Genomic DNA, 20,501 nt, shown 5'->3' with positions numbered 1-20,501 from the left:
TAACTGTTGATATGTGTAGCACAGCGATAGGGTTAAAATAGAACTGAAATTATTCTTCAGCGGCACTTTCCTGTGCAGTTTCTTCGGGTTGAATTAATGGCCAACCACCTAATTGTTGCCATTTATTCACGATATAACAAAATAACTCAGCGGTTTTTTCTGTGTCATATAGTGCCGAATGCGCTTCACTATTATTAAAATCAATTTGCGCTGTTGCGCAGGCTTTTGCTAATACCGTTTGCCCTAATGCTAAGCCTGACAAGGTTGTGGTGTCGAAACTAACAAAAGGATGAAAAGGTGAGCGTTTAATTGAACAACGTTGAGTGACCGCATTAACGAAACCCAAATCAAAGGCCGCGTTGTGTGCCACTATAATCGCGCGCTGACAACCAGCCGCTTTCATTTTTTTTCGCACAAGTTTGAATATTTCTGTAATCGCTTTTTTCTCATCTACTGCGCCACGTAACGGATTAGTGGGATCGATACCGGTAAATTCTAATGCGGCTGGCTCTAGGTTAGCGCCTTCAAAAGGGTCAACATTAAAATGTATGGTCTCATCTAAACTTAATTGGCCAGTAGTTTCGTCTAAGGTCAGTGTGGTGGCGGCAATTTCCAGTAAAGCATCAGTTTGTGAATTAAAACCGGCGGTTTCAACATCGATAACGACGGGGAAGTAGCCGCGAAAGCGTTGAGCAAGTAGTGATTTTTCAGTAGTGGTGTTAGTCGCTGTTTTATTATCAGACATAAAGGCAAAGGGTACGGGTTAGCAAAAATATTATTTGAGATTATCGCAGAAATAAACGGTTAAGACATCACCCAGCACTAAAAGCGTGAATTTATTTTTGGCTATATTTTAATTAACTGTTAAAGTTATTGACGATTTTGTCGATAGTAAAGATGTCGCTATAAAATTTACCTAAATTGACATGAAATTATTTTTATGAAAAAAACTATTACGCTGGTTACATTATCATTACTGATTGCCCAAACAAATGCAGGGACTAGGCAATATCGTGCAGATATTTCAAATTCTAGCTGGCAGTTAACCGATAATTCTCGCTTGCAATGTACCTTATCACATCAAATTCCACGTTATGGTCAAGCCAAATTTTATAGTTCGGCGAACCGAAAAATGAATATGGAATTTGAACTGGAAATGATGCGTCTGCCTGACAGCTATTCTTTAGCCGAAGTACGTTCTGAAGCGCCTAATTGGCGACCTGGCATTGCCGGTAGAACGTTAGCGAATATGACACTACATAAACAATTTTCTCCCGGCTTACCGAAAAAAATTGCCTGGAATATGCTTAATGAGCTTGATCAAGGCATGAGCCCAACATTTTACTATAACGACTGGTATAGTGATGACGATAAAATTACCGTTGGTTTATCTACCGCACGTTTTCAGCAAGCGTATCAAGCCTTTGTTAGTTGCGTGAGCAATTTACTAGACTTTAACTTTGATGATATTTCTTACACCGTGCTTAACTATCAATTTGGCTCTGATAAATTAACCAAAGCATCACAAAAGCGGATGAATATGATTGTTGAGTACTTAGCACTTGATTCTAAGCTAGACTTAGTGCTAATTGATGGCTATTCAGACAGTTATGGTGGCCGAAACACTAACTTGAAAATGTCACAACGCCGGGCAAATAATGTCAGAGAACTTATTGTTAGCAGCGGTATCGACGCGAGTCGCATTGAAGCGAATGGTTATGGCGAAAAGCGCCACGTAGCGTCTAATGAAACCATTATTGGCCGTGGCAAAAACCGTCGAGTTGTTATCCGTATGGAACAGCCATAATTTTATCTTAAGCGGTTAAAAATAAATAGCACTTGAAGAGGCCTGTATATTCACTGTAATCTACAGGCCTTTTTAGCTTTGGATGTGATTTATGAAATTTTTAGTTCGCCTTGTTGCCACTACGTTTTGCGTTGTACAGCTTGCCTGGGTTCAATTAGCCTCGGCGCAAGCAGCCGATGCCTTAACTTATGCAAACTATGACCAAGTAAAAATTAGCCACCTTTATCTAGACTTGAATGTTGATTTTGAGCAAAAGTCATTAAAGGGCTTTGCTGAATTAAGCCTTAACTGGCTAGATGACGATGTTGCTGATATTTATTTAGATACCCGCGATTTAGACATTCATCGTGTGATGGCAAAAAATGCCAGTGATCAGTGGGTAAAATTAAATTACCACTTGGCTAAGCGTGATGATGTGATGGGTTCAAAGCTAACCATTAACACACCTTTTCAAACGCCAATGATTAGAGTTTATTATAACTCACTGCCGCAAGCCTCTGGCTTACAGTGGTTATCTCCTGAGCAAACCGCCGGTAAAGACAAACCCTTTATGTTTAGCCAAAGCCAAGCAATTCATGCCCGCTCTTGGATACCCATACAAGATACGCCTAGTGTGCGCATGACTTACAACGCTCGCATTACCACCAGAGATGACTTGTTAGCTGTGATGAGTGCAAACAATGAACCTGATGCTTTGCGTGATGGCGATTATTCTTTTGCTATGCCGCAAGCTATTCCCGCTTATTTAATTGCTATTGCCGTGGGTGATTTAGAGTTTAAAGCGATGAGTAAGCAAACCGGTATTTATGCCGAACAATATATTTTAGATCGGGCCGTTGCTGAGTTTGATGATACGCAATTGATGATCGATGAAACTGAAAAGCTTTTTGGCGCCTATCGTTGGGGTCGATATGACTTATTAATATTACCACCAAGTTTCCCTTTTGGTGGCATGGAAAACCCGAGATTGTCATTTATTACGCCAACCGTCATTGCGGGCGATAAAAGTTTAGTCAATTTAATTGCTCATGAACTAGCACACTCTTGGTCGGGGAACTTAGTGACCAATGAAAGCTGGCGCGATTTATGGTTAAACGAAGGTTTTACCAGTTATGTTGAAAATCGTATTATGGAAGCGGTATTTGGCGCCGATAGAGCCTTAATGGAACGCGCATTAGATGCGCAAAATTTAAGTTATGAAATGGCTGAACTACCACCAGGCGATACTCAGTTGTATATCGACCTTAAAGGTCGTGACCCTGATGATGCTTTTTCTGGCGTACCTTATACCAAAGGGCAGTTATTCTTAGTTTACTTAGAAGAAAAGTTTGGCCGAGACAAATTTGATACCTTCATCATGCAATATTTTGATGATCACGCCTTTCAAAGTTTAGGTACCAAAAACTTTGTTATTTATCTCAAAGCTAATTTAACGGATAAATACCCCAATATCGTGAGTGATGTCGAACTCAATGAGTGGATTTATGAGCAAGGTTTACCTAGTTACGCCCCTAAGCCACGCTCAAATGCATTTATTAAAATTGATGATACTATTGCAAAATGGACCAGTGATCAGCTCGAGTTGGCGCAAATACCGACCCAAAACTGGACCTTACATGAATGGTTACACTTTATTAATAATCTGCCTTTGAGTATTTCTAATCAGCGTATGGCAAGTTTAGATAAAGCCTTTAACCTCACCAAGAGTAGCAACGCCGAGGTTGCTCATGCTTGGTATTTGTTAGCATTACGCTCTGGTTATGACGTGGTGTATCCTGCGATGGCAAACTACTTAGAATCAATAGGTAGACGTAAGCTCATTGTGCCTTTATATAAAGAGTTGGCAACATCAGCAAAAGGCAAGCGTTGGGCACAAGCAGTATATAAAAAGGCACGTCCAGGTTATCACCCATTAGCACAGGGTACTGTTGACGCTATTTTGTTAAATTAAGTTCAACTTAAGTCCAGTTGTTGCGAGCAATGATTGCATTAATGATCGAGTTAGCTAGTTAATATTCAAAAGTTAAGGTAATAGTAAGTAAAAAAAACATCGCTATTTGCGATGTTTTTTTATGTCTAGCCATTAGCTTTTGAATTTTTTATACAAATAATTATGGCTCTACTGTGCGTTTATCAACAATGATATCAACTTGGCGCAGCTTGTTTTGCTGTGAAATAACTACACGTATTTGCTGTAAATCTTTTTGGTAGTGTAAAGTTAAGCGGCCACGTTTGCGCTCTTGCTGAATCGGCTCACCATAACTTTTATTATAAAAGGCTATTACGCCATTTTCAGTTACTGAGGTGAAGTAATTGATCACCACAGGTGTTTTATCATCAAATTTGGCAAATACGCGCGCGCCTTCAATGACCGGAATATCAATTGTTTCTCTAGTAATTTTTTCTGACTTAATACTGGCGGCGTTAATGCTAAAACTTAACATCAGCAGTAATAAAGTACGGGATAAAAATGAGGTTTTGGGTATATAGCCCAGTGATTGCATTGCCAGTTCCTTTTAAATTTCAATGTAATGTGAATGTAATATGAATGTAATATGAATGATAAATTTTAACCTAGATCACCAAGACTATGATCACTTAGACTAAATAAAATCAGCCATGATAGGCTTGTTTATTTAATCATTAGAACGACAAATCATTAAATAAAGGCTGTAATAAAGTCGGTAATCTAGATCATTTAATTAATAACACAGGTAGAGTATTAAGTGTGCCCGTTGATTTTTTTGCTGTCAAATTATAGTAAAACCTTCGTTGAGAGCATTGAACCGCATGTCAACGCACGTTTAAACAAACATCACAATATGCATAATGTTTGGGCTTATCGTTTAAAAGCTAGCAACTTATTGATTGTTATTTGATTTGTTATGAACGGTCAACAAATTCATCACGATAATGGTCAACCCACAGTGCTGTAGCACCGCAAATAGCCACAGGCATCACAACTAAGTTTACTATTGGGATCATCGAGAATACGGCAGTTGTTATCCCAAAACTATAACTTAAACCTTGGCGTTGCTTCAAGGCTTGACGCATATGGTTAAAACTAATTTTGTGGTTATCAAACGGATAGTCTTTATATTGAACTGCCATCATCCAAGCAAGAAATAAAAACCAAAGCACTTGGCCGATAACCGGTAGTAGCCAATAAAGTAAAAAGAAAGCCAGTGCGCGTGGTAAATAGTAACCCAGTTTAGTTAACTCGCGACTTAGCGTTCTAGGAATGTCTTTAACAACGTCGAAAGCCCCAGCATTATTTAAGGGTTGATTTGTTAATAACGCCTCAACTTTCTCTGACAACAAACCATTAAAGGGGGCGGCTAACCAATTGGCAACAGAGCTGAAAATAAATGAAAAAACAATTAAGACAAACAACACAGCTAATGGCCAAATAAAATTACTGAGCCAAGAAAACGATTCGCCCAGCCAATTGTCTAAAGTCAGCATATAACTTTCGAGCTGCAAAAACATATAATAAAAAGCATAACTAAAAAGGATCAAATTAACCGCTAAGGGTACAAATACAAAACGTCGAATGCCAGGTGTGCGGATCAACTCAAAGCCTTTGATAAAATATCCAGCACCACCGTCGGCCAAAGGGGGTTTATTATTATTGTTCATTGTTGTTTTATTAACCTAACTAATTGATATTCATAGCCCGATTATAGGTTCCTTAGGCTAATATGAACAGTATTGTGATGTTACAAAGTACATCAATCTCTGATACAGTAAGCTTAGTTACTGATGTTTTATTTTAATTTTATTGGCTGACAGGAATTTAGCGAGTTGCTTGCTTTAATTTTAGCCAATAAAATATTGCGATTAGGTTTTTCGATTTAATGCGACTCAAGCATATAAAGTTGGCAGGTTTTAAATCCTTTGTTGATCCCACCAAAGTTCACTTTGAACAACAAATGACCGCCATTGTTGGACCAAATGGCTGTGGCAAGTCCAATATTATTGACGCTGTGCGTTGGGTCTTGGGCGAAAGTTCTGCGAAAAATCTGCGTGGCGAAGCCATGACTGATGTCATTTTTAATGGTGCAGCCAGTCGAAAACCTATTGGCCAAGCGAGTGTCGAGCTAGTTTTTGATAATACTCAGGGCCGCATTCAAGGTGAGATGGCCGACAGAAGCCAAGTTTCTGTGCGTCGTGTCGTTAATCGCGAGAGTATCAATACTTACTTTTTAAATGGCACAAAGTGCCGGCGTCGCGATATTACCGATATTTTTCTTGGTACCGGTTTAGGGCCTCGTAGTTATGCCATTATCGAACAAGGCACTATTTCTCGTTTAATCGAATCAAAACCACAAGAGTTACGGGTGTTTCTTGAAGAAGCGGCGGGCATATCAAAATATAAAGAACGCCGTAAAGAAACCGAAACTAGAATACGTCACACCAGAGAAAACTTAGCACGGCTCAGTGATATTCGTCTTGAACTTGATGTACAAATTGACAAATTGCATCAACAAGCAGAAGCAGCCAAACGCTTTCGTACCTTGAAACAACAAGAACGCAAATATAAAGCCGAGCTGGCGGTGTTACGCTGGCAAAAATTTGATCAGCAACGTCAACAACATCAAACGCGAATTCTAGCGCTTGAAAGTAAAGTTGAAAGTCAAAATGCTGAGCTAAGTCAAAATGATTTAGTGATGATTGAATTAAAAGCCACCATGCAGGCATGCAATGATAATAATCAAACACTGCATCAGCAAAAGCTTAATGTAACGCAAAATATTGCCCGCGCTGAACAGCAAGTTAAGTACTTAAAAGAGCAGTCAGAAAAAAGTCAAACCGACAACGAACTCACTCAACAGCAATTACTCAATGCACAACAGTTAATTTTAACCGAGCAAGCGCAGTTGCAATTGTATAATACACAATTAAATGAACAACAACCGCAGCTGCAAGCGACAGAGGCGGCGTTAAAAACTTGTCAAACAGCATTGGCGGAACAGCAAGTAGAACAGAAAGAATTGCAAAGCCAATGGCAACAACACCAGCAAAAGCGCGACAAAAATCAGCAGCAAAAATTGACCATACATGCTCATATTACTCAACAACAAACCATTATTGAACAGGTTACTCAGCAAAGCATTAAATTGCGTCAGCAAATAGCTTTATTACCACAACAAGACCCTGCTGCTGAACAGGCATTAGGGCAACAAAAAACGCTGGTAACAGGCGCTATTGAACAGTTGCAAAAACAACAGGATCAGAACACTGATAAAGCAGCAAACCTGCAGCAAGTGTCTCAAGAATTAAGTCAAACCTTTGCAGTAGCTGCTGGCCAGCACACGGTTAAAAGTCAAGTGATTGCAGCATTGCAGATAAAGCTTGCTGACACATCGCCTTGGAGTGAAAAACAAGCCCTATGGTTTAGTCAGCAAAGCATTACTGACGTTGTGTCGTTGCAGAGTCAACTTGATGTGGCTCATGGCTGGGAGCAGGCGGTTGAAGTGGTATTATCACATTGGTTAGCAGGCCATGTTATTGAAGCCTTGCCTAGCGCTGATACGGATGGCAACTTAACGGCAGATAACTTGTGTTTTGTTTATCGAAACAGCGCTGAAATTTCTGATCAAAGCCGTGATCAAAGTATGGATAAACATAGCATCGAGTTAAGCACAATTAACGCTAATACTTTAGCCCATAAAGTGAAGGGTGTTAGCGCGCTAACTCGCTATTTTAATACTATTTTTCTGGCTGAAAATTATCGTGAAGCTAAGCAAGAATTATCGAGTTTAGCGAGTTATCAAAGTATTATTTGCCCAGACGGCACTTGGTTGCATCATCACATGCTAACCAAAGGCAAGCTTGAACAAGGTTACGACTATATTAGCTTGCAACGCCAGCTTGCCAGCGAGCAAACCGCGATTCAGGATTTATCGAGCACAAAACAAAATACCGAGCAGCAGCAAAGCCAAACCAGCGAACAGCAAGCGCGATTAGCAAGTGAAAAAAGTACTATTAGTCAAAATATAACCTTAAAACACGCTAAACTTAATGAGCTTAACAACTTGATTTCATTAAAAGCTCAGGCGAATGAACAACAACAAAGTCAGCAGCAAAAATTAACTGAGCAAATAGATGACTTGCTAAAAAGTGAGCATATAGCTACAAAAAAGTTAGCTGATTTTCAAGCGCAAATAGCACAAGTATCTGATGACAGCGGCGATAGTGTGGATAATTTTTCTGAACAACAAACACGATTACAAGCGTCAATTGAGCAAATTCAAACGCGCAGCCAAGCATTGCATCAACAACGACATCAATCGAGCTTAGTGGTTGAACAACTTAAAAGTCAGCGTATGCAAGGTGAACAAAATATTCGCTCTAATCAAGAAAATGTTAATTTACTGACCCAAAGGTTGAGCAGTAATAGCCAAGTTTTTACCGATAACAGTCAGCCAATACAAGAGTTTGAGCAACAATTACCCGAATGGCTCGAGAACCTAGTCGCCATTAATGACAAGCTGCAATTTAATCAGCAAACTTTGAATGACAGTCAAACACGTTTAGCGACCTTAGAATTACAGCAAAAAAGTAGTCAAAATAAAATTAGTGCGCTTAATCAGCAGTTAGCGCGTTTACAATTAGATAGCGAAGGTTTTAAATTAAGAGCTGAAAGTAGCTTGGAAATTCTAGCTGAGTTACAACAAAATATTGATAGTGTCATTGAGGCCATGCCCGCCAATGCGAAAGAATCGCTCTGGCAAGCGCAGTTAATTAAATTGGCTAAAGATATACAGTTATTAGGGGCTATTAATTTAGCCGCTATTGAAGAGTATGAAAGCCAATTCAAGCGTAAAAGTTACCTTGACCAACAAGATCAAGATCTTAATAATGCAATAAGCACCCTAGAAGCGGCAATTGCAAAAATAGATAAAGAAAGCCGTCATAAGTTTAAACTGACTTTTGATCAGGTTAATAAAGACCTACAGGTGTTATTTCCTAAGGTCTTTGGTGGTGGTCAAGCGTACTTAACCTTGACCGGTGAAGACCTACTAGAAACAGGGGTTACCATCATGGCGAGACCGCCAGGTAAAAAAAATAGCACAATTCACCTATTATCTGGTGGAGAAAAAGCGCTGACCGCATTATCATTAGTCTTTGCGATTTTTAGATTGAACCCGGCACCATTTTGTTTACTTGATGAAGTGGATGCACCTTTGGATGATGCAAATGTGAGTCGTTTTTGTAATCTAGTGCGAGAAATGTCGCAAACAGTGCAATTTATATATATAAGTCATAATAAAATAGCCATGGAGATGGCGTCACATTTAACCGGAGTAACTATGTTTGAACCCGGTGTTTCACGTATGGTAGCGGTTGATATTGACGAAGCAATCGCCATGGCAGAAGTATAGGCAAGGTAATGGAAAATAATTTCAGAAACACATTAATTATTATTAGTGCTATTGTGATAGTCGCTATTTTTATTCATGGTTATTGGACGATTAGAAAACAAAAAAATCCTTATAAATTAAAAACTAAAGTAGATCCTGTGGCATCAAAGCCACGGGGGTTTGATGGCTCAGGTTTTGATCAAGACGGGGTGAGTAAGCCAAAAGTGGTTGGCGCTAGCGCCCAAGATGATGAGCTTGCTGTTAAGTCTCATCGTGTTGAAGGTAGTGCAGATTTTTATAGCGAAGCACCCATGCCAAATGATGTTCCTCCGGCTGACTTTGACGAAAAAGGCCAAGAGCAAGGACTAAATTTTGGTGCTCTGCACAACGATACTGAAGCCGTACCAGAGCATTTAAAGCAACAAGCCTTGTCAGAGACAGCTGATTATGACAAAGACTGCTTTGAAGAGACAGCCGCTAATAAAACGGCCACCATTGAAGCTAATAGAAAAAAAGCTCTGCAAACTAAACCGGTTTATCAACAACCGGTGACACAGGCAAAGCCAGACATATTAGTGAATAAAGCCGCTGCCCTTAACAAAGATGAGCCTACTCCGTCGGCAACACCGGCAAGTGAAAAACCTGCCGCTATCGATATTGAGCCGCAAGTTATCGTGCTCTCGGTTGTTATGCCAAAAGGACAAGTGATGTCAGGCGCTGCGTTATTACCCACATTACTGACTTTAGGGATGAAATATGGCGAAATGAATATATTTCACCGTCATCAAGACAACGCCGGTAATGGAAAAGTGACCTTTAGCCTAGCCAATATGATGAATCCGGGTACGTTTAATCTTGATGATATGGAAAACTTTAGCACCCAAGGCATTACCCTTTTTATGACCTTACCTAATCCAGGTGATGCTTTTTCAGTGTTTGAGCAAATGTTAAATGCGGCTAAACAACTGGCGGTAGAGTTTCATGGGCAATTACTTGATCACAAGCGTAGTGTGATGACCAAACAAACTGAACAGCATTATATTAGCCTTATTCGCGAGTTTGAACGCAAGAGTCGCATCGGCTCACAGTAAAAAATTTCTGCTCGATAAATTTCATGGTCAATAATGTGCACTAGTAAACTTGCCGCACATTATTGACCGTAAAAACTCACTCTCAAAGTAAATAAAAATTATGTCTGAACAAACGGTTACTACACGCATTACTGAAATATGTCAGTTGCTAAATCACTACAATCATCAATATTACGTGCTTGACGAGCCCAGTGTACCTGACATTGAATACGACCGGCTAATGCGGGAATTAATGACCTTAGAAACCGCACACCCAGCACTGAAAACCCTTGATTCACCTAGCCAAAAGGTGGGTGGGGCGGCGCTTAAATCCTTTAGTCAAGTAACACATCAATTACCTATGTTGTCGTTAGACAATGTTTTTTCAGCCGACGAATGGCAAGCATTTGTTAAACGACTACTCGATAGGTTAAATCGAGGCGGTATAAAATCAAGACTTGATTTTGCTATTTGCGCCGAGCCTAAGTTGGACGGTTTAGCGGTAAGTTTACGTTATGAAAACGGTGTTTTTGTTCAAGCGGCTACTCGTGGTGATGGCACAGTGGGTGAAAATATTACCGAAAACGTGCGCACCATAAAATCTATTCCATTACGTTTACAAGGGACAAGTTTTCCTGATATTTTAGAAGTTCGTGGCGAAGTGTTCATGCCAAAAGCCAGCTTTGACGCTTTAAATAAACAGGCGATAAAAAAAGGTGAGAAAGGTTTTGCTAATCCACGCAATGCCGCCGCAGGCAGCTTACGACAGTTAGACTCTAAAATTACCGCCAAACGTAACTTGGGCTTTTATGCTTATGGTATCGGCTTTGTTGGCGCTTTAGTAAACCTAGCAGACCGTGAAAATGACAGAAAAAGTATTGACGAAAGCTGGTTGGAAAATTCTCATTATCAGCGTTTATGCCAAATAAAAGCTTTAGGCTTACCTATGTGCCCTGAAGTAAAACTATTAGAAAATGCCACGCAAGTAGAAGCCTTCTATCAAGATATTTTACAACAACGCGCTGCCTTAAGTTATGAAATTGACGGTACAGTATTTAAAGTCGATGACATTGCCCTGCAGCAGCAACTCGGCTTTGTTGCTCGCGCACCGCGTTGGGCTACCGCCTATAAATTTCCAGCTCAAGAAGAGCTAACCATACTGGAATCAGTCGACTTTCAAGTTGGCCGAACTGGTGCAATAACACCGGTTGCCCGCCTTAAACCCATATCTGTTGGTGGCGTTACTGTTAGCAATGCTACCTTGCATAATCAAGACGAAATCGACCGTTTAGGCATACAGATAAAGGATACTGTTATCATTCGTCGCGCCGGTGACGTTATTCCGCAAATCGTCAGTGTGGTGCTTGAACGTCGCCCTGAAAATGCCCAAGTTATTAGCTTTCCAACCCTGTGTCCGGTTTGCCAGTCTGCGGTTTTAAAGGCAGAAGGGGAGGCGGTATTACGTTGTACTGGCGGTTTATATTGTCAGGCACAACGTAAAGAAGCCATTAAGCACTTTGCTTCGCGCAAGGCGCTTGATATTGACGGTTTAGGCGATAAATTAGTTGAGCAGTTAGTAGATGAAGGCTTGATAAAAACGCCTGCCGACTTATTTAAATTAACCACACTTGATGTCAGTACCATGCAGCGCATGGGGCAAAAGTCAGCTGATAATTTAATTAAAGGCCTTAAGGTTGCAAAAAATACCACCTTAGCAAAATTTGTTTATGCTTTGGGTATTCGGGAAGTAGGTGAAACTACCGCAGCAAATCTAGCACAATATTTTCTTAATTTTAGCGCGATAAAATCGGCGACCGAAGCACAATTACAACAAGTACCCGATGTGGGTGTGATAGTGGCAAAAAATATTATTAACTTTTTTGCCCAAGCGCATAATATTGAAGTCGTTGAAGAGCTTGAAAATATTATATCATGGCCAGATATTGAACCTAAGAGTGACGATGAACTACCGCTAAAAGATCAAACCTTTGTACTCACCGGCACCTTAAGTAAAATGGGCCGCAATGAAGCTAAATCGGCATTACAAGCTTTAGGTGCAAAAGTGTCGGGCAGTATTTCAGCCAAAACCCATTATTTAGTTGCGGGCGAAAAATCAGGCTCTAAATTAGTCAAAGCACAAACCTTAGGCGTTAGCGTCTTAACAGAAGATGAGATGATCGCGCTGCTCAATAGCTAAGCCATTAACTAGCTAAGCAACTAAATAGCCAAGCAACTAAATAGCTAAGCGCAAAAAGGTATAAATAAACAATACTATGGGCAAGGGCAGTAATATGGCAAATAGTATTGTTTCACACCATTCAATGGTTCGATAGAACTTAAACCAAGCAGCATTTTCTTCTCGTGTTGAGGGCAGCACCTGAAAGAAAAACATAAATGCTGAAACCACTAAGCTTTCAATCGCAACAAATAAAATAAGTATCGCTAACCAAACCAATACACTAGGGGTTTTGAGTTGAATTTGTGACTGCAAAGCAATATAAAGCACAAAAAAGAATAGGCTCCAGGCTAAAAGTTGCCATTTAAAACGGGCAAAGGTTATCGCAATATAATTAAAGAGTTCTGGGGTAATTGAAAATGGCATTAAGTGAAAAGTAACTCCTGCTCGTTATTATTAAGTTAATGTAGATAAAGACTTGAGAAAACCCAAAGTGATTAATTTTTATTGTCGCTGTTGCCTTGCTATTAGGCAAAATACTGACGCAGGTTCAGTATATCGATTAACGTGATGAAATGTCAGTGGTACTATGCCAGTAAGATAAAAAATTTAACTTGTCTGCGTTAGTATATGTAAACTTTATACCGCATATTAGCTGCCTGTTTACGTGCTATTTAAGCGCGAAAATACTGTGCTGAAAAAAGTGTACTGAAACGTCTAGTGAACATAGTGCTAACTTAGGTCAAAAAATGACATAACATTAAGGTGAGCGCGCCATAAAGGAAATTAATCGCATGAATAAAAAAATACATTGGGCTGTGATCATCATGATCAGCACCCTAGCTAATTCTGCTACCGCAACACCCTTAACAAAGCATCTAGTGCTTACACAAGAAAAAAACTCACCAGTGCAAAGCTTTGAGCAAGTTGCCAGTACTGCTGGCATTACTTATATAAATAATGATGTCAGTAATCATGCAGAAGAAAACCCTAAACTAGCAGCCAAAGCACAAAAAGCGACGCCCTTAGCTAGAGTGCTAGCGCAGTCGGAAAATCAATTGTCAGCCGACACCTTTAATGAAGATAAAACATTAAGCTTAGAGATTAGTGAACTTAGAGACAATAGTGGTTTAGTTTATTTAGGGGGTAAAGTTTCTCTCGCTGACCTTAGCGGTTACTTAGAGCAACTAAAAACGGCATTAGGCGAAGAGCAATATGCTATTTATCGCCAGTATCAAGCCGCGCGTGATCAGCAAACTTTTCATATTACCTTGGTCAATCCGTATGAGTATCAAACGATTAATAAAGCACAATTAAAATTACCAGAGCAATTTCGTGTTGTTTTACATGGTTTAGGCCGCGTTGAAAATGATGAGAAAAAGAGCTACTTTGTGGTTGCCTCTTCTGCGGATGGACAATTTATTCGTCAAAATTTATTGTTAAAAAATAAAGACTTTCATGTCACCTTAGGTTTTTATCCTGACGATATTTATGGGGTCAGTAAAGGCCAAGATACGCTAATCAACCAATAAGTTTCATTACTTAGCATAAGCGATTAAAGTATTTATGTTAAAATAAATTTTTTACGCCATTTTTCAAGCCATTTTTTTAGGCTATATTTTTAGACTGTATTTTAGGAGAAGAGATGAAACTAACCTTGGCACTATGCCTAGCAATAATGACCTTAACCGGTTGTACAACGTCTTCAACGGGTCGTTCACAGTTAATGATGATGTCAGAAAGTGACCTTAATAAAATGGGGAGCGCATCATTTGAAGAAATGAAAAACAAAGAAAAAATTAGCCAGTCGCCTGAAATTAATCGTTATGTGCAATGTGTTGCTAATGCGATCACCAATAATGTGCCAAAATCTGCTCATAACGGCGCTTGGGAAGTAGTGGTATTTGATTCAGAACAAGTCAATGCTTTTGCACTGCCAGGGGGTAAAATAGGTGTTTATACCGGGATATTAAAAGTTACAGAAAATCAAGACCAATTAGGCGCTATTATTGGTCACGAAGTTGGGCATGTAATCGAACATCATTCTAACGAGCGCTTATCGTCAAATCAGGTTAGCCAAATAGGCCTATCAATTGTCAGCGGGGTACTTGAAAGCCAAAATGTTGAAAGTCGAAATACCGTGATGGCAGGTTTAGGTTTAGGTGTGCAGTATGGGGTGTTAATGCCCTATGGTCGCAGCCATGAAAGTGAAGCGGATATTGTTGGCCAAGACTTAATGGCAACATCAGGTTTTGATCCAAAAGCGAGTATCAAGCTGTGGCAAAATATGGCGAAATTATCAAAAGCTGCGCCACCTGAATTTATGTCGACCCATCCGTCAAACGCCACGCGTATTAAACAGTTAACCGCACACTTGCCTATATCAATGCCAATTTTCAAACAAGCAATAGCGCCTAAATGTCTACAACCGGCAATTTAACTTAACTTAACTTAATTGGGTAAGTTAAGTTTAGTTTCAAACTTAAGCTTGAAACTAAACTAGGGCCGCTACGCTAATGTTTGTTCATGTTAATTGACCCTATTAGCGCAGCGGTTTTTTTAGCTTGAGCAAGTCGCTTATTTTTTCGTAATACGCCAAAAAGCGAAACTAGCCACAACAAATAAAATCATTGGGTAGTAGGCATTGGCGACCACTTCTAAAGGGGATATTTTTAAGGTGGCGCCTAGCAATAAAGCTTGAGCACCGTAGGGTAATAAACCTTGGTTTATACAAGCGTAAATATCTAATAAACTGGCTGAATGAGCTGGACTGAGTTCACCGTCAGTAGCTAAATCTTTTGCCGTTTCACCGGTTACAATAATAGAGACAGTATTGTTTGCAGTGAAAAAATTACAACAAAAGGCTAAAGCGCCAATACCAATACCAGCAGCACGCTTTTTATTGTTTGGGCTAATTTTATGCGTTAAGCCTTCAATACTCGCTGTTAGAGCACTTAAGCCCCCTTGGCGTTTAATTAATTCACTTAGACCACCAATAAATAACGACAAAATAAAGATATCTTGCATACTGGCAAAGCCTTTATTGATATCACTTACCCAACTCGCCAATTGATAACCGTTGTTGAGCATACCAATGGCCGCGGCTAAGATAATACCGATAATGAGCACCATAAAGACATTCACACCTGACAGCGCTAATACCAAAATAACGATATAAGGCAAGAAACCGATAACATCAAGGTCTTGGCTAACCTCGTGGTTTAAGGCAACGCCATTGGCGGCTAAAATAGCTAAACAAATTAATGCGGCAGGCACAGCAAACTTAAAGTTTACCCGAAACTTATCTTTCATGTGCGCGCCTTGGCTGCGGGTCGAGGCTATCGTGGTATCAGAAATTATCGATAAATTATCACCAAAAATAGCCCCAGATATAATACAGCCAGCAATAAGGCTAGCATCGATATCAGCAGACTCAATAAAGCCTAAAGCAATTGGCGCTATGGCAGCAATGGTGCCCATTGACGTTCCCATGGCGGTGGCAAGAAATGCCGCGACTAAGAAAAGCCCAGGCAGTAAAAAGTAATCAGGAAAAAAAGATAACCCTAGTTGCACACTAGCATCAACACTACCCGTTGCTTTAGCCACAGTCGCAAAAGCGCCAGCCAAAAGATAAATAATACACATAGTAATGATATTTTGATGACCAGCCCCAGCTATAAAGTGGCTAATTTGCTCATTTACTGTCTCTCTACCCATATAAATAGCTAATAATATGGCTGGAATAATGGCAATGCTGGCGGGTAGTTGGTAGAAGGCAAAGTCAACGCCTTGTAGTGTTAAAACGATACCCGTACCCAGAAATATTGCCAGAAAAGCGCCAAAAGGTAACAGGCTTTTTAAACTTTGTTTTGGGTTGTTTTTGGGCAATGACGCTGGCGTAGGTTCAGATGAAATATTATGGCTCATGAATAGGATCTTTTTAGTTATTATTTTATTCAAACTAAACAATAACTGTATTTGGTGGAATGTCTATATTGAATAGCATTATATGGTGTAAATTTCATTTGTCAATCTAGACGTCTAGATGTTCGTTTTTATTTTTCAATAGCTGCCTTTAGCACAAGGAGACTACTTGTGGGGCTAATACTACTGAGCTTATGCTGAACTTAGGTTTAGGTTTAGGTTTAGGTTAAGTTTAAGTTCTGCTTGCTTAGTTAAAGCTCAGGAAAAGCTCAGTTAAGAATAGAAAATCATATGAGAAATAGTGAAATCATTCGATGAACATCAGGTGAATTGCTTGGTAGTTTGATAAGTAAAACAATCCCTACTGGTTTTCGCCAGCAGAGATTATCTACTATGGCTGAAGTCTTGATATTATTTTCTCGCTTGATACAAGATGCGAGTTAAATCAAGATCACAACAGCCCATATTTTATTTTGGTAACTCAGATGTTAGTACCCAATAGTAGTTTAATTCCTTCATTTTTTTCGAAAAGTCATCGAATTTCAGTGGTTTAGTAATATAGCCACTAGCACCTAAACGATAACACTCTTTTATTTCTGGCTCCGTTTTTGAGGTACTTATCATCACAACCGGAATACTGCACAGGTCATCATCGGCTTTCATTATTTTTAGCGTTTCAATACCGCCTTGTCTGGGCATTCTAATATCTAAAAAAACAATATCTGGACGGGTAAATTTACTCCTGTTCTCATAAGGTGCTGCGTTTTTTAGATAGGCAATAGCCTGCTCACCGTCTATGACATGTGCTATGGTATTTTTAATATTAAAATCGTTGAAAGCATCCATCATCAGCTCTGCATGATCGATATTGTCTTCCACCATTAATGCCGAAATAGGTTTAAAATCATCCACACTTGTCTCCTTGTTGGTTTGGGTTTTTTAAAGATAAATTAGCCCATTGTTGATACGTTAAATATTAATCTTTTTATGCTTCTTTTTTGAATTTAAGGGTGAATTTACTACCTACGCCTAATACTGAGTCTGCTTCGATACTGCCATCGTGGTGTGCAACGATTCGCTTAACGATACTTAAGCCTAAGCCAGAGCCTGAAAACTTCTTACCATTAGCCAGTCGATTAAACGGCGAGAATATTTTTTGGGCGTGTATTGGATTAAATCCAATGCCATTATCCTGTAAAATAATATCAATATAATTACCATTATCTTGCATCGTTATGTCGATAATTGGTCGGTTATTATTGAACTTTATGCTGTTAGCAATAAGATTTTGGAACAGCAGTTGCAACAACGCAGGGTTGCCTGAAATGGTTGCAAGTTCGTTTGGCATATTAGCTTCGAAATCAATTTGCAGAGCGCTTTTTAGGGAAGCCACTACTTTTTTGACGACCAACTTCAAACAGACCGTTTCAAAGCTCTGGTTTACATAGCCAACCGATAAGTAACTTTGCAAGTCAGAGACTAAGTTTTGTACTTCTGAGGTACTTGTTTCAAGATAATCAAACCATTGCAATTCATCTGCTGTGCAACTGGTTCTTTCCATCAAATCTGACTTTAATGCTCTGGAGACACCTTTAATACGGTTAATGTGGCCATTGAAATCGTGCGATAAACTGTCACAGAATACTTGCATGTCTTGATTATATCTAGTGGCTTCCTGTTGGTGTCTGAAACGTTCAATAGCATACTGGCAGGTTTTGTAGAGTAATTGTGCGGTCAGTTCGTCTTTAGATAGATAGTCTTGCACGCCCTTATGGAGTAAGTTTTGGGCTATTTCAATGCTGTGTAGTGAGGTCAATGTTACCATAGGCAATGGATGGGTTTGTGAACTTAACCACTCTACTGTTTGTGCTATTGTTGAGTCAGGAAGCTGTAAGTCGCACAAGCAGATATCAAAGTGCTCAGAAAACAACAGTGATTTTCCGGCTGCTAAAGTTTCAGCTCGAACAACTTGAGCCTGTATTGAAGTAATAGACGCAAATGTATCTTCAATAATCTCAAAATGATCGGGGTTATCTTCTATTACTATCACTTTCATATCAAGTGTTATCCGTGGTCATTAATCCAAATACCTTGTACATAATTCAAACACAAAGTGTTTACAAATCAGATACAAAATATACACATATAAAGCGATTTATATATAAAATATACTTAGACATTATCAACTTATATTGATAATGTCTAAACATATCACAGCGAAAAATTTGTGTGAAATAGGCATTGAGCGATCTAAAGTACTACCCGTAATGGATCAGAATATATTTTGCGTATTTAGCCAAACCCAGCTTTAATTTTGAAAAAAAGGCTTTCAATACACGCTTAATATGATCTGATTTTGCAAAAGTTTTAAATAGCCTTGTTAATAGGTTTTAAAGCAAATATACATACAGGGATGAGATCAAAAATGAAAATACTAATTGTTGATGATGACGAAATAGATATGGCGATCGTTAAAAGAGCGCTAACCTCGTCTTTGCAAAATAATTATGAAGTGAAATACGCCGACTCTGTTGCCAGCGGTCTTGCGATGATGGATGCCGAATCCTTCGACATTATTTTGCTGGATTATCACATGCCTGAAGTTAATGGCATTGAAATGATTATCGAAATACGTTCCCGCCCCAACTTAGGCAATACTGCCATCATTGTTATCAGTGCAGCGCAAGGCTCATCAATCGCGCTTAATTGCATTGAGGCGGGTGCGCAAGACTTTATCCCTAAAAGTGATGTTTCATATATTAAACTCCATCAAGCGATTATTCATTCAACTAAGCGCTTTGAGATGGAACAAAGAATGCATCAAAGCTACCTAGCCGTAAAAAACATGGCGGAAAATGACCAGTTAACTGGCTTGCATAACCGTTACTATTTTGATGAGACACTTAAGTTCATGATTGCCAATAGCAAACGACTGAAGGTCTCAGTGGGCATGTTAGCGCTGGATTTAGACAACTTTAAGTACGTTAATGATACCTTAGGTCATGATGCAGGAGACCAATTATTGGTTGAATGGGTTGCTCGAGCCAAAAAATATCTCCGAGATAACGATGGCTTTGCACGACTCGGTGGTGACGAATTTGCTATCACCTTGGCGAATATACATTCGGTTGAAGAAGTTAACATGATTGGTAATCGCATCTTAAAGTCAGTGCAAGAACCTTTCTACATTGATGGCCAACGCATCAATTGCACGGTAAGTATTGGCGCCGCTTTGTATCCTAATGATGCTGATAGCCGTCATAAATTGGTCAAGTGTGCTGATATCGCGATGTACCGAGCAAAGCAAAACGGTAAAAACTCATTACGCTTTTATCAGTCACACTATCAGGATGAGTTGAACCGTCGCTTCCTAATCCAAAGTGAAATCAGTGACATTCTCAGAGAATCTTCGTTCAGGTTATTCTATCAACCGGTTTTTTCTGCCCATAACGAAAAAATACAAGGTGTCGAAGCGCTGATTAGATGGCCTGATACACCAAAATTTTATACACCCGATGAGTTTATTCCTATTGCAGAGGAAACACGTTTAATTCATGACTTAGGACAGTGGGTTATTAATGCCGCCTTAACTGAATTAGCCTCATGGCAAAAGCGTTTTGATCCTAACTTTACCATGGCAATTAACATTTCAGCGCTGCAATTGCAGGATGCTCAATTGACGCAAAAAATTAAAATTAAAACCGAAGAGCATGGTATTTTTCCCGAAACCATTGTCTTAGAAATTACTGAAACAGCATTACTAGAAGATGACGAGGTGACGCGAGATACGCTGCATTCGCTTTCATCACTAGGCTTTAAAATTGCCTTAGACGACTTTGGCATGGGATTTTCCTCCATCGCCCATTTGAACAATTTCCCGATTGACATTGTTAAACTGGATAAATCACTACAGAAAAATGAATCGGATGCCAGCACTAAAAAATGTTTGTTGGAAGCGGTCACCCATATGCTGAAATTACTCAATTTTACCGTTGTTGCCGAGGGGATTGAAACAGACAGTCAGTTGGCTTTATGCCATAAGTTGAAAATTGACAAAATACAAGGTTACTTACTGGGTCGGCCTATGCCAGCGGATTTGTTAGAGGCAAAGTTACTTGAACAAAGTTAATCACCCAAGCGGCGCTTTATCATGTGAC

Annotated in this window: 15 protein-coding genes; 8 read left to right on the top strand and 7 right to left on the bottom strand. The window is 39.5% G+C overall.

Annotated elements, in window-relative coordinates; translation table 11 throughout:
• Positions 1 to 49: 49 nt before the first annotated feature.
• Positions 50 to 745 carry a ribonuclease T gene (gene rnt / locus H4J41_RS14715; protein WP_182135208.1) on the bottom strand — a complete coding sequence of 232 codons (696 nt, stop codon included), beginning with the start codon at positions 743 to 745 and terminating at the stop codon, positions 50 to 52.
• A 195-nt stretch (positions 746 to 940) separates the two neighbouring features.
• On the opposite strand from rnt, the gene H4J41_RS14710 reads away from it, so the two are divergent.
• Both H4J41_RS14710 and H4J41_RS14705 read left to right on the top strand, forming a co-directional pair.
• On the top strand, positions 941 to 1,807 hold the full coding sequence (locus H4J41_RS14710; protein ID WP_182135210.1) for an OmpA family protein: 867 nt from the start codon (positions 941 to 943) through the stop codon (positions 1,805 to 1,807).
• A 91-nt stretch (positions 1,808 to 1,898) separates the two neighbouring features.
• Positions 1,899 to 3,758 (top strand): M1 family metallopeptidase, encoded by a 1,860-nt coding sequence (locus H4J41_RS14705; RefSeq protein ID WP_182135212.1) that lies wholly within the window; start codon positions 1,899 to 1,901, stop codon positions 3,756 to 3,758.
• A gap of 160 nt (positions 3,759 to 3,918) precedes the next feature.
• Here H4J41_RS14705 and H4J41_RS14700 read toward each other — a convergent pair whose 3' ends face one another.
• A complete protein-coding gene (locus H4J41_RS14700; protein ID WP_182135214.1) occupies positions 3,919 to 4,311 on the bottom strand; it encodes a hypothetical protein in 393 nt (130 codons plus the stop codon).
• A gap of 379 nt (positions 4,312 to 4,690) precedes the next feature.
• Positions 4,691 to 5,446, bottom strand: a complete 756-nt coding sequence (cysZ, locus tag H4J41_RS14695) for a sulfate transporter CysZ (RefSeq protein ID WP_182135216.1) — start codon at positions 5,444 to 5,446, stop codon at positions 4,691 to 4,693.
• Between the two features lie 218 nt (positions 5,447 to 5,664).
• Here cysZ and smc point away from each other — a divergent pair, with 218 nt between their 5' ends.
• The 3 genes from smc (at position 5,665) to ligA (ending at position 12,441) form a co-directional block, all read left to right on the top strand.
• Positions 5,665 to 9,195 carry a chromosome segregation protein SMC gene (gene smc / locus H4J41_RS14690; RefSeq protein ID WP_182135218.1) on the top strand — a complete coding sequence of 1,177 codons (3,531 nt, stop codon included), beginning with the start codon at positions 5,665 to 5,667 and terminating at the stop codon, positions 9,193 to 9,195.
• Between the two features lie 8 nt (positions 9,196 to 9,203).
• On the top strand, positions 9,204 to 10,265 hold the full coding sequence (zipA, locus tag H4J41_RS14685) for a cell division protein ZipA (protein WP_182135220.1): 1,062 nt from the start codon (positions 9,204 to 9,206) through the stop codon (positions 10,263 to 10,265).
• A gap of 100 nt (positions 10,266 to 10,365) precedes the next feature.
• The gene (ligA, locus tag H4J41_RS14680) at positions 10,366 to 12,441 is read left to right on the top strand and encodes an NAD-dependent DNA ligase LigA (RefSeq protein WP_182135222.1); all 2,076 of its coding nucleotides are present in this window, start codon (positions 10,366 to 10,368) and stop codon (positions 12,439 to 12,441) included.
• 36 nt (positions 12,442 to 12,477) lie between these two features.
• Here ligA and H4J41_RS14675 read toward each other — a convergent pair whose 3' ends face one another.
• Entirely contained in the window at positions 12,478 to 12,846 is a 369-nt protein-coding gene (locus H4J41_RS14675; protein ID WP_182135223.1) for a hypothetical protein, read from the bottom strand.
• A 368-nt stretch (positions 12,847 to 13,214) separates the two neighbouring features.
• On the opposite strand from H4J41_RS14675, the gene H4J41_RS14670 reads away from it, so the two are divergent.
• Together H4J41_RS14670 and H4J41_RS14665 are read left to right on the top strand one after the other, a co-directional pair.
• The gene (locus H4J41_RS14670; RefSeq protein ID WP_182135225.1) at positions 13,215 to 13,952 is read left to right on the top strand and encodes a hypothetical protein; all 738 of its coding nucleotides are present in this window, start codon (positions 13,215 to 13,217) and stop codon (positions 13,950 to 13,952) included.
• A 113-nt stretch (positions 13,953 to 14,065) separates the two neighbouring features.
• Positions 14,066 to 14,860 (top strand): M48 family metallopeptidase, encoded by a 795-nt coding sequence (locus H4J41_RS14665; protein WP_182135227.1) that lies wholly within the window; start codon positions 14,066 to 14,068, stop codon positions 14,858 to 14,860.
• Between the two features lie 137 nt (positions 14,861 to 14,997).
• Here the strand turns inward: H4J41_RS14665 and H4J41_RS14660 are convergent, their stop codons facing one another.
• The 3 genes from H4J41_RS14660 to H4J41_RS14650 all read right to left on the bottom strand — a co-directional run bounded on the left by H4J41_RS14660 (position 14,998) and on the right by H4J41_RS14650 (position 18,400).
• The gene (locus tag H4J41_RS14660; RefSeq protein WP_182135229.1) at positions 14,998 to 16,347 is read right to left on the bottom strand and encodes a Na+/H+ antiporter NhaC family protein; all 1,350 of its coding nucleotides are present in this window, start codon (positions 16,345 to 16,347) and stop codon (positions 14,998 to 15,000) included.
• A 465-nt stretch (positions 16,348 to 16,812) separates the two neighbouring features.
• The gene (locus tag H4J41_RS14655) at positions 16,813 to 17,256 is read right to left on the bottom strand and encodes a response regulator (protein ID WP_182135231.1); all 444 of its coding nucleotides are present in this window, start codon (positions 17,254 to 17,256) and stop codon (positions 16,813 to 16,815) included.
• Positions 17,257 to 17,329: 73 nt separating this feature from the next.
• The gene (locus tag H4J41_RS14650) at positions 17,330 to 18,400 is read right to left on the bottom strand and encodes an ATP-binding protein (RefSeq protein ID WP_182135233.1); all 1,071 of its coding nucleotides are present in this window, start codon (positions 18,398 to 18,400) and stop codon (positions 17,330 to 17,332) included.
• Between the two features lie 369 nt (positions 18,401 to 18,769).
• On the opposite strand from H4J41_RS14650, the gene H4J41_RS14645 reads away from it, so the two are divergent.
• Complete coding sequence (locus tag H4J41_RS14645; protein ID WP_182135234.1) at positions 18,770 to 20,473, top strand: GGDEF domain-containing response regulator; 1,704 nt, start codon at positions 18,770 to 18,772, stop codon at positions 20,471 to 20,473.
• The last annotated feature ends 28 nt before the right edge of the window (positions 20,474 to 20,501 follow it).

It is taken from the genome of Colwellia sp. MB3u-45 (assembly GCF_014077005.1).
Lineage (GTDB): Bacteria > Pseudomonadota > Gammaproteobacteria > Enterobacterales > Alteromonadaceae > Cognaticolwellia.
This window is presented reverse-complemented; position numbering and strand designations above follow the sequence as displayed.

What these genes read in the sequence shown, in the direction of transcription:
- rnt (WP_182135208.1), bottom strand. Translation starts at nt 745, where the DNA reads ATGTCTGATAATAAAACAGCGACTAACACCACTACTGAAAAATCACTA.
- H4J41_RS14710 (WP_182135210.1), top strand. Translation starts at nt 941, where the DNA reads ATGAAAAAAACTATTACGCTGGTTACATTATCATTACTGATTGCCCAA.
- H4J41_RS14705 (WP_182135212.1), top strand. Translation starts at nt 1,899, where the DNA reads ATGAAATTTTTAGTTCGCCTTGTTGCCACTACGTTTTGCGTTGTACAG.
- H4J41_RS14700 (WP_182135214.1), bottom strand. Translation starts at nt 4,311, where the DNA reads ATGCAATCACTGGGCTATATACCCAAAACCTCATTTTTATCCCGTACT.
- cysZ (WP_182135216.1), bottom strand. Translation starts at nt 5,446, where the DNA reads ATGAACAATAATAATAAACCCCCTTTGGCCGACGGTGGTGCTGGATAT.
- smc (WP_182135218.1), top strand. Translation starts at nt 5,665, where the DNA reads ATGCGACTCAAGCATATAAAGTTGGCAGGTTTTAAATCCTTTGTTGAT.
- zipA (WP_182135220.1), top strand. Translation starts at nt 9,204, where the DNA reads ATGGAAAATAATTTCAGAAACACATTAATTATTATTAGTGCTATTGTG.
- ligA (WP_182135222.1), top strand. Translation starts at nt 10,366, where the DNA reads ATGTCTGAACAAACGGTTACTACACGCATTACTGAAATATGTCAGTTG.
- H4J41_RS14675 (WP_182135223.1), bottom strand. Translation starts at nt 12,846, where the DNA reads ATGCCATTTTCAATTACCCCAGAACTCTTTAATTATATTGCGATAACC.
- H4J41_RS14670 (WP_182135225.1), top strand. Translation starts at nt 13,215, where the DNA reads ATGAATAAAAAAATACATTGGGCTGTGATCATCATGATCAGCACCCTA.
- H4J41_RS14665 (WP_182135227.1), top strand. Translation starts at nt 14,066, where the DNA reads ATGAAACTAACCTTGGCACTATGCCTAGCAATAATGACCTTAACCGGT.
- H4J41_RS14660 (WP_182135229.1), bottom strand. Translation starts at nt 16,347, where the DNA reads ATGAGCCATAATATTTCATCTGAACCTACGCCAGCGTCATTGCCCAAA.
- H4J41_RS14650 (WP_182135233.1), bottom strand. Translation starts at nt 18,400, where the DNA reads ATGAAAGTGATAGTAATAGAAGATAACCCCGATCATTTTGAGATTATT.
- H4J41_RS14645 (WP_182135234.1), top strand. Translation starts at nt 18,770, where the DNA reads ATGAAAATACTAATTGTTGATGATGACGAAATAGATATGGCGATCGTT.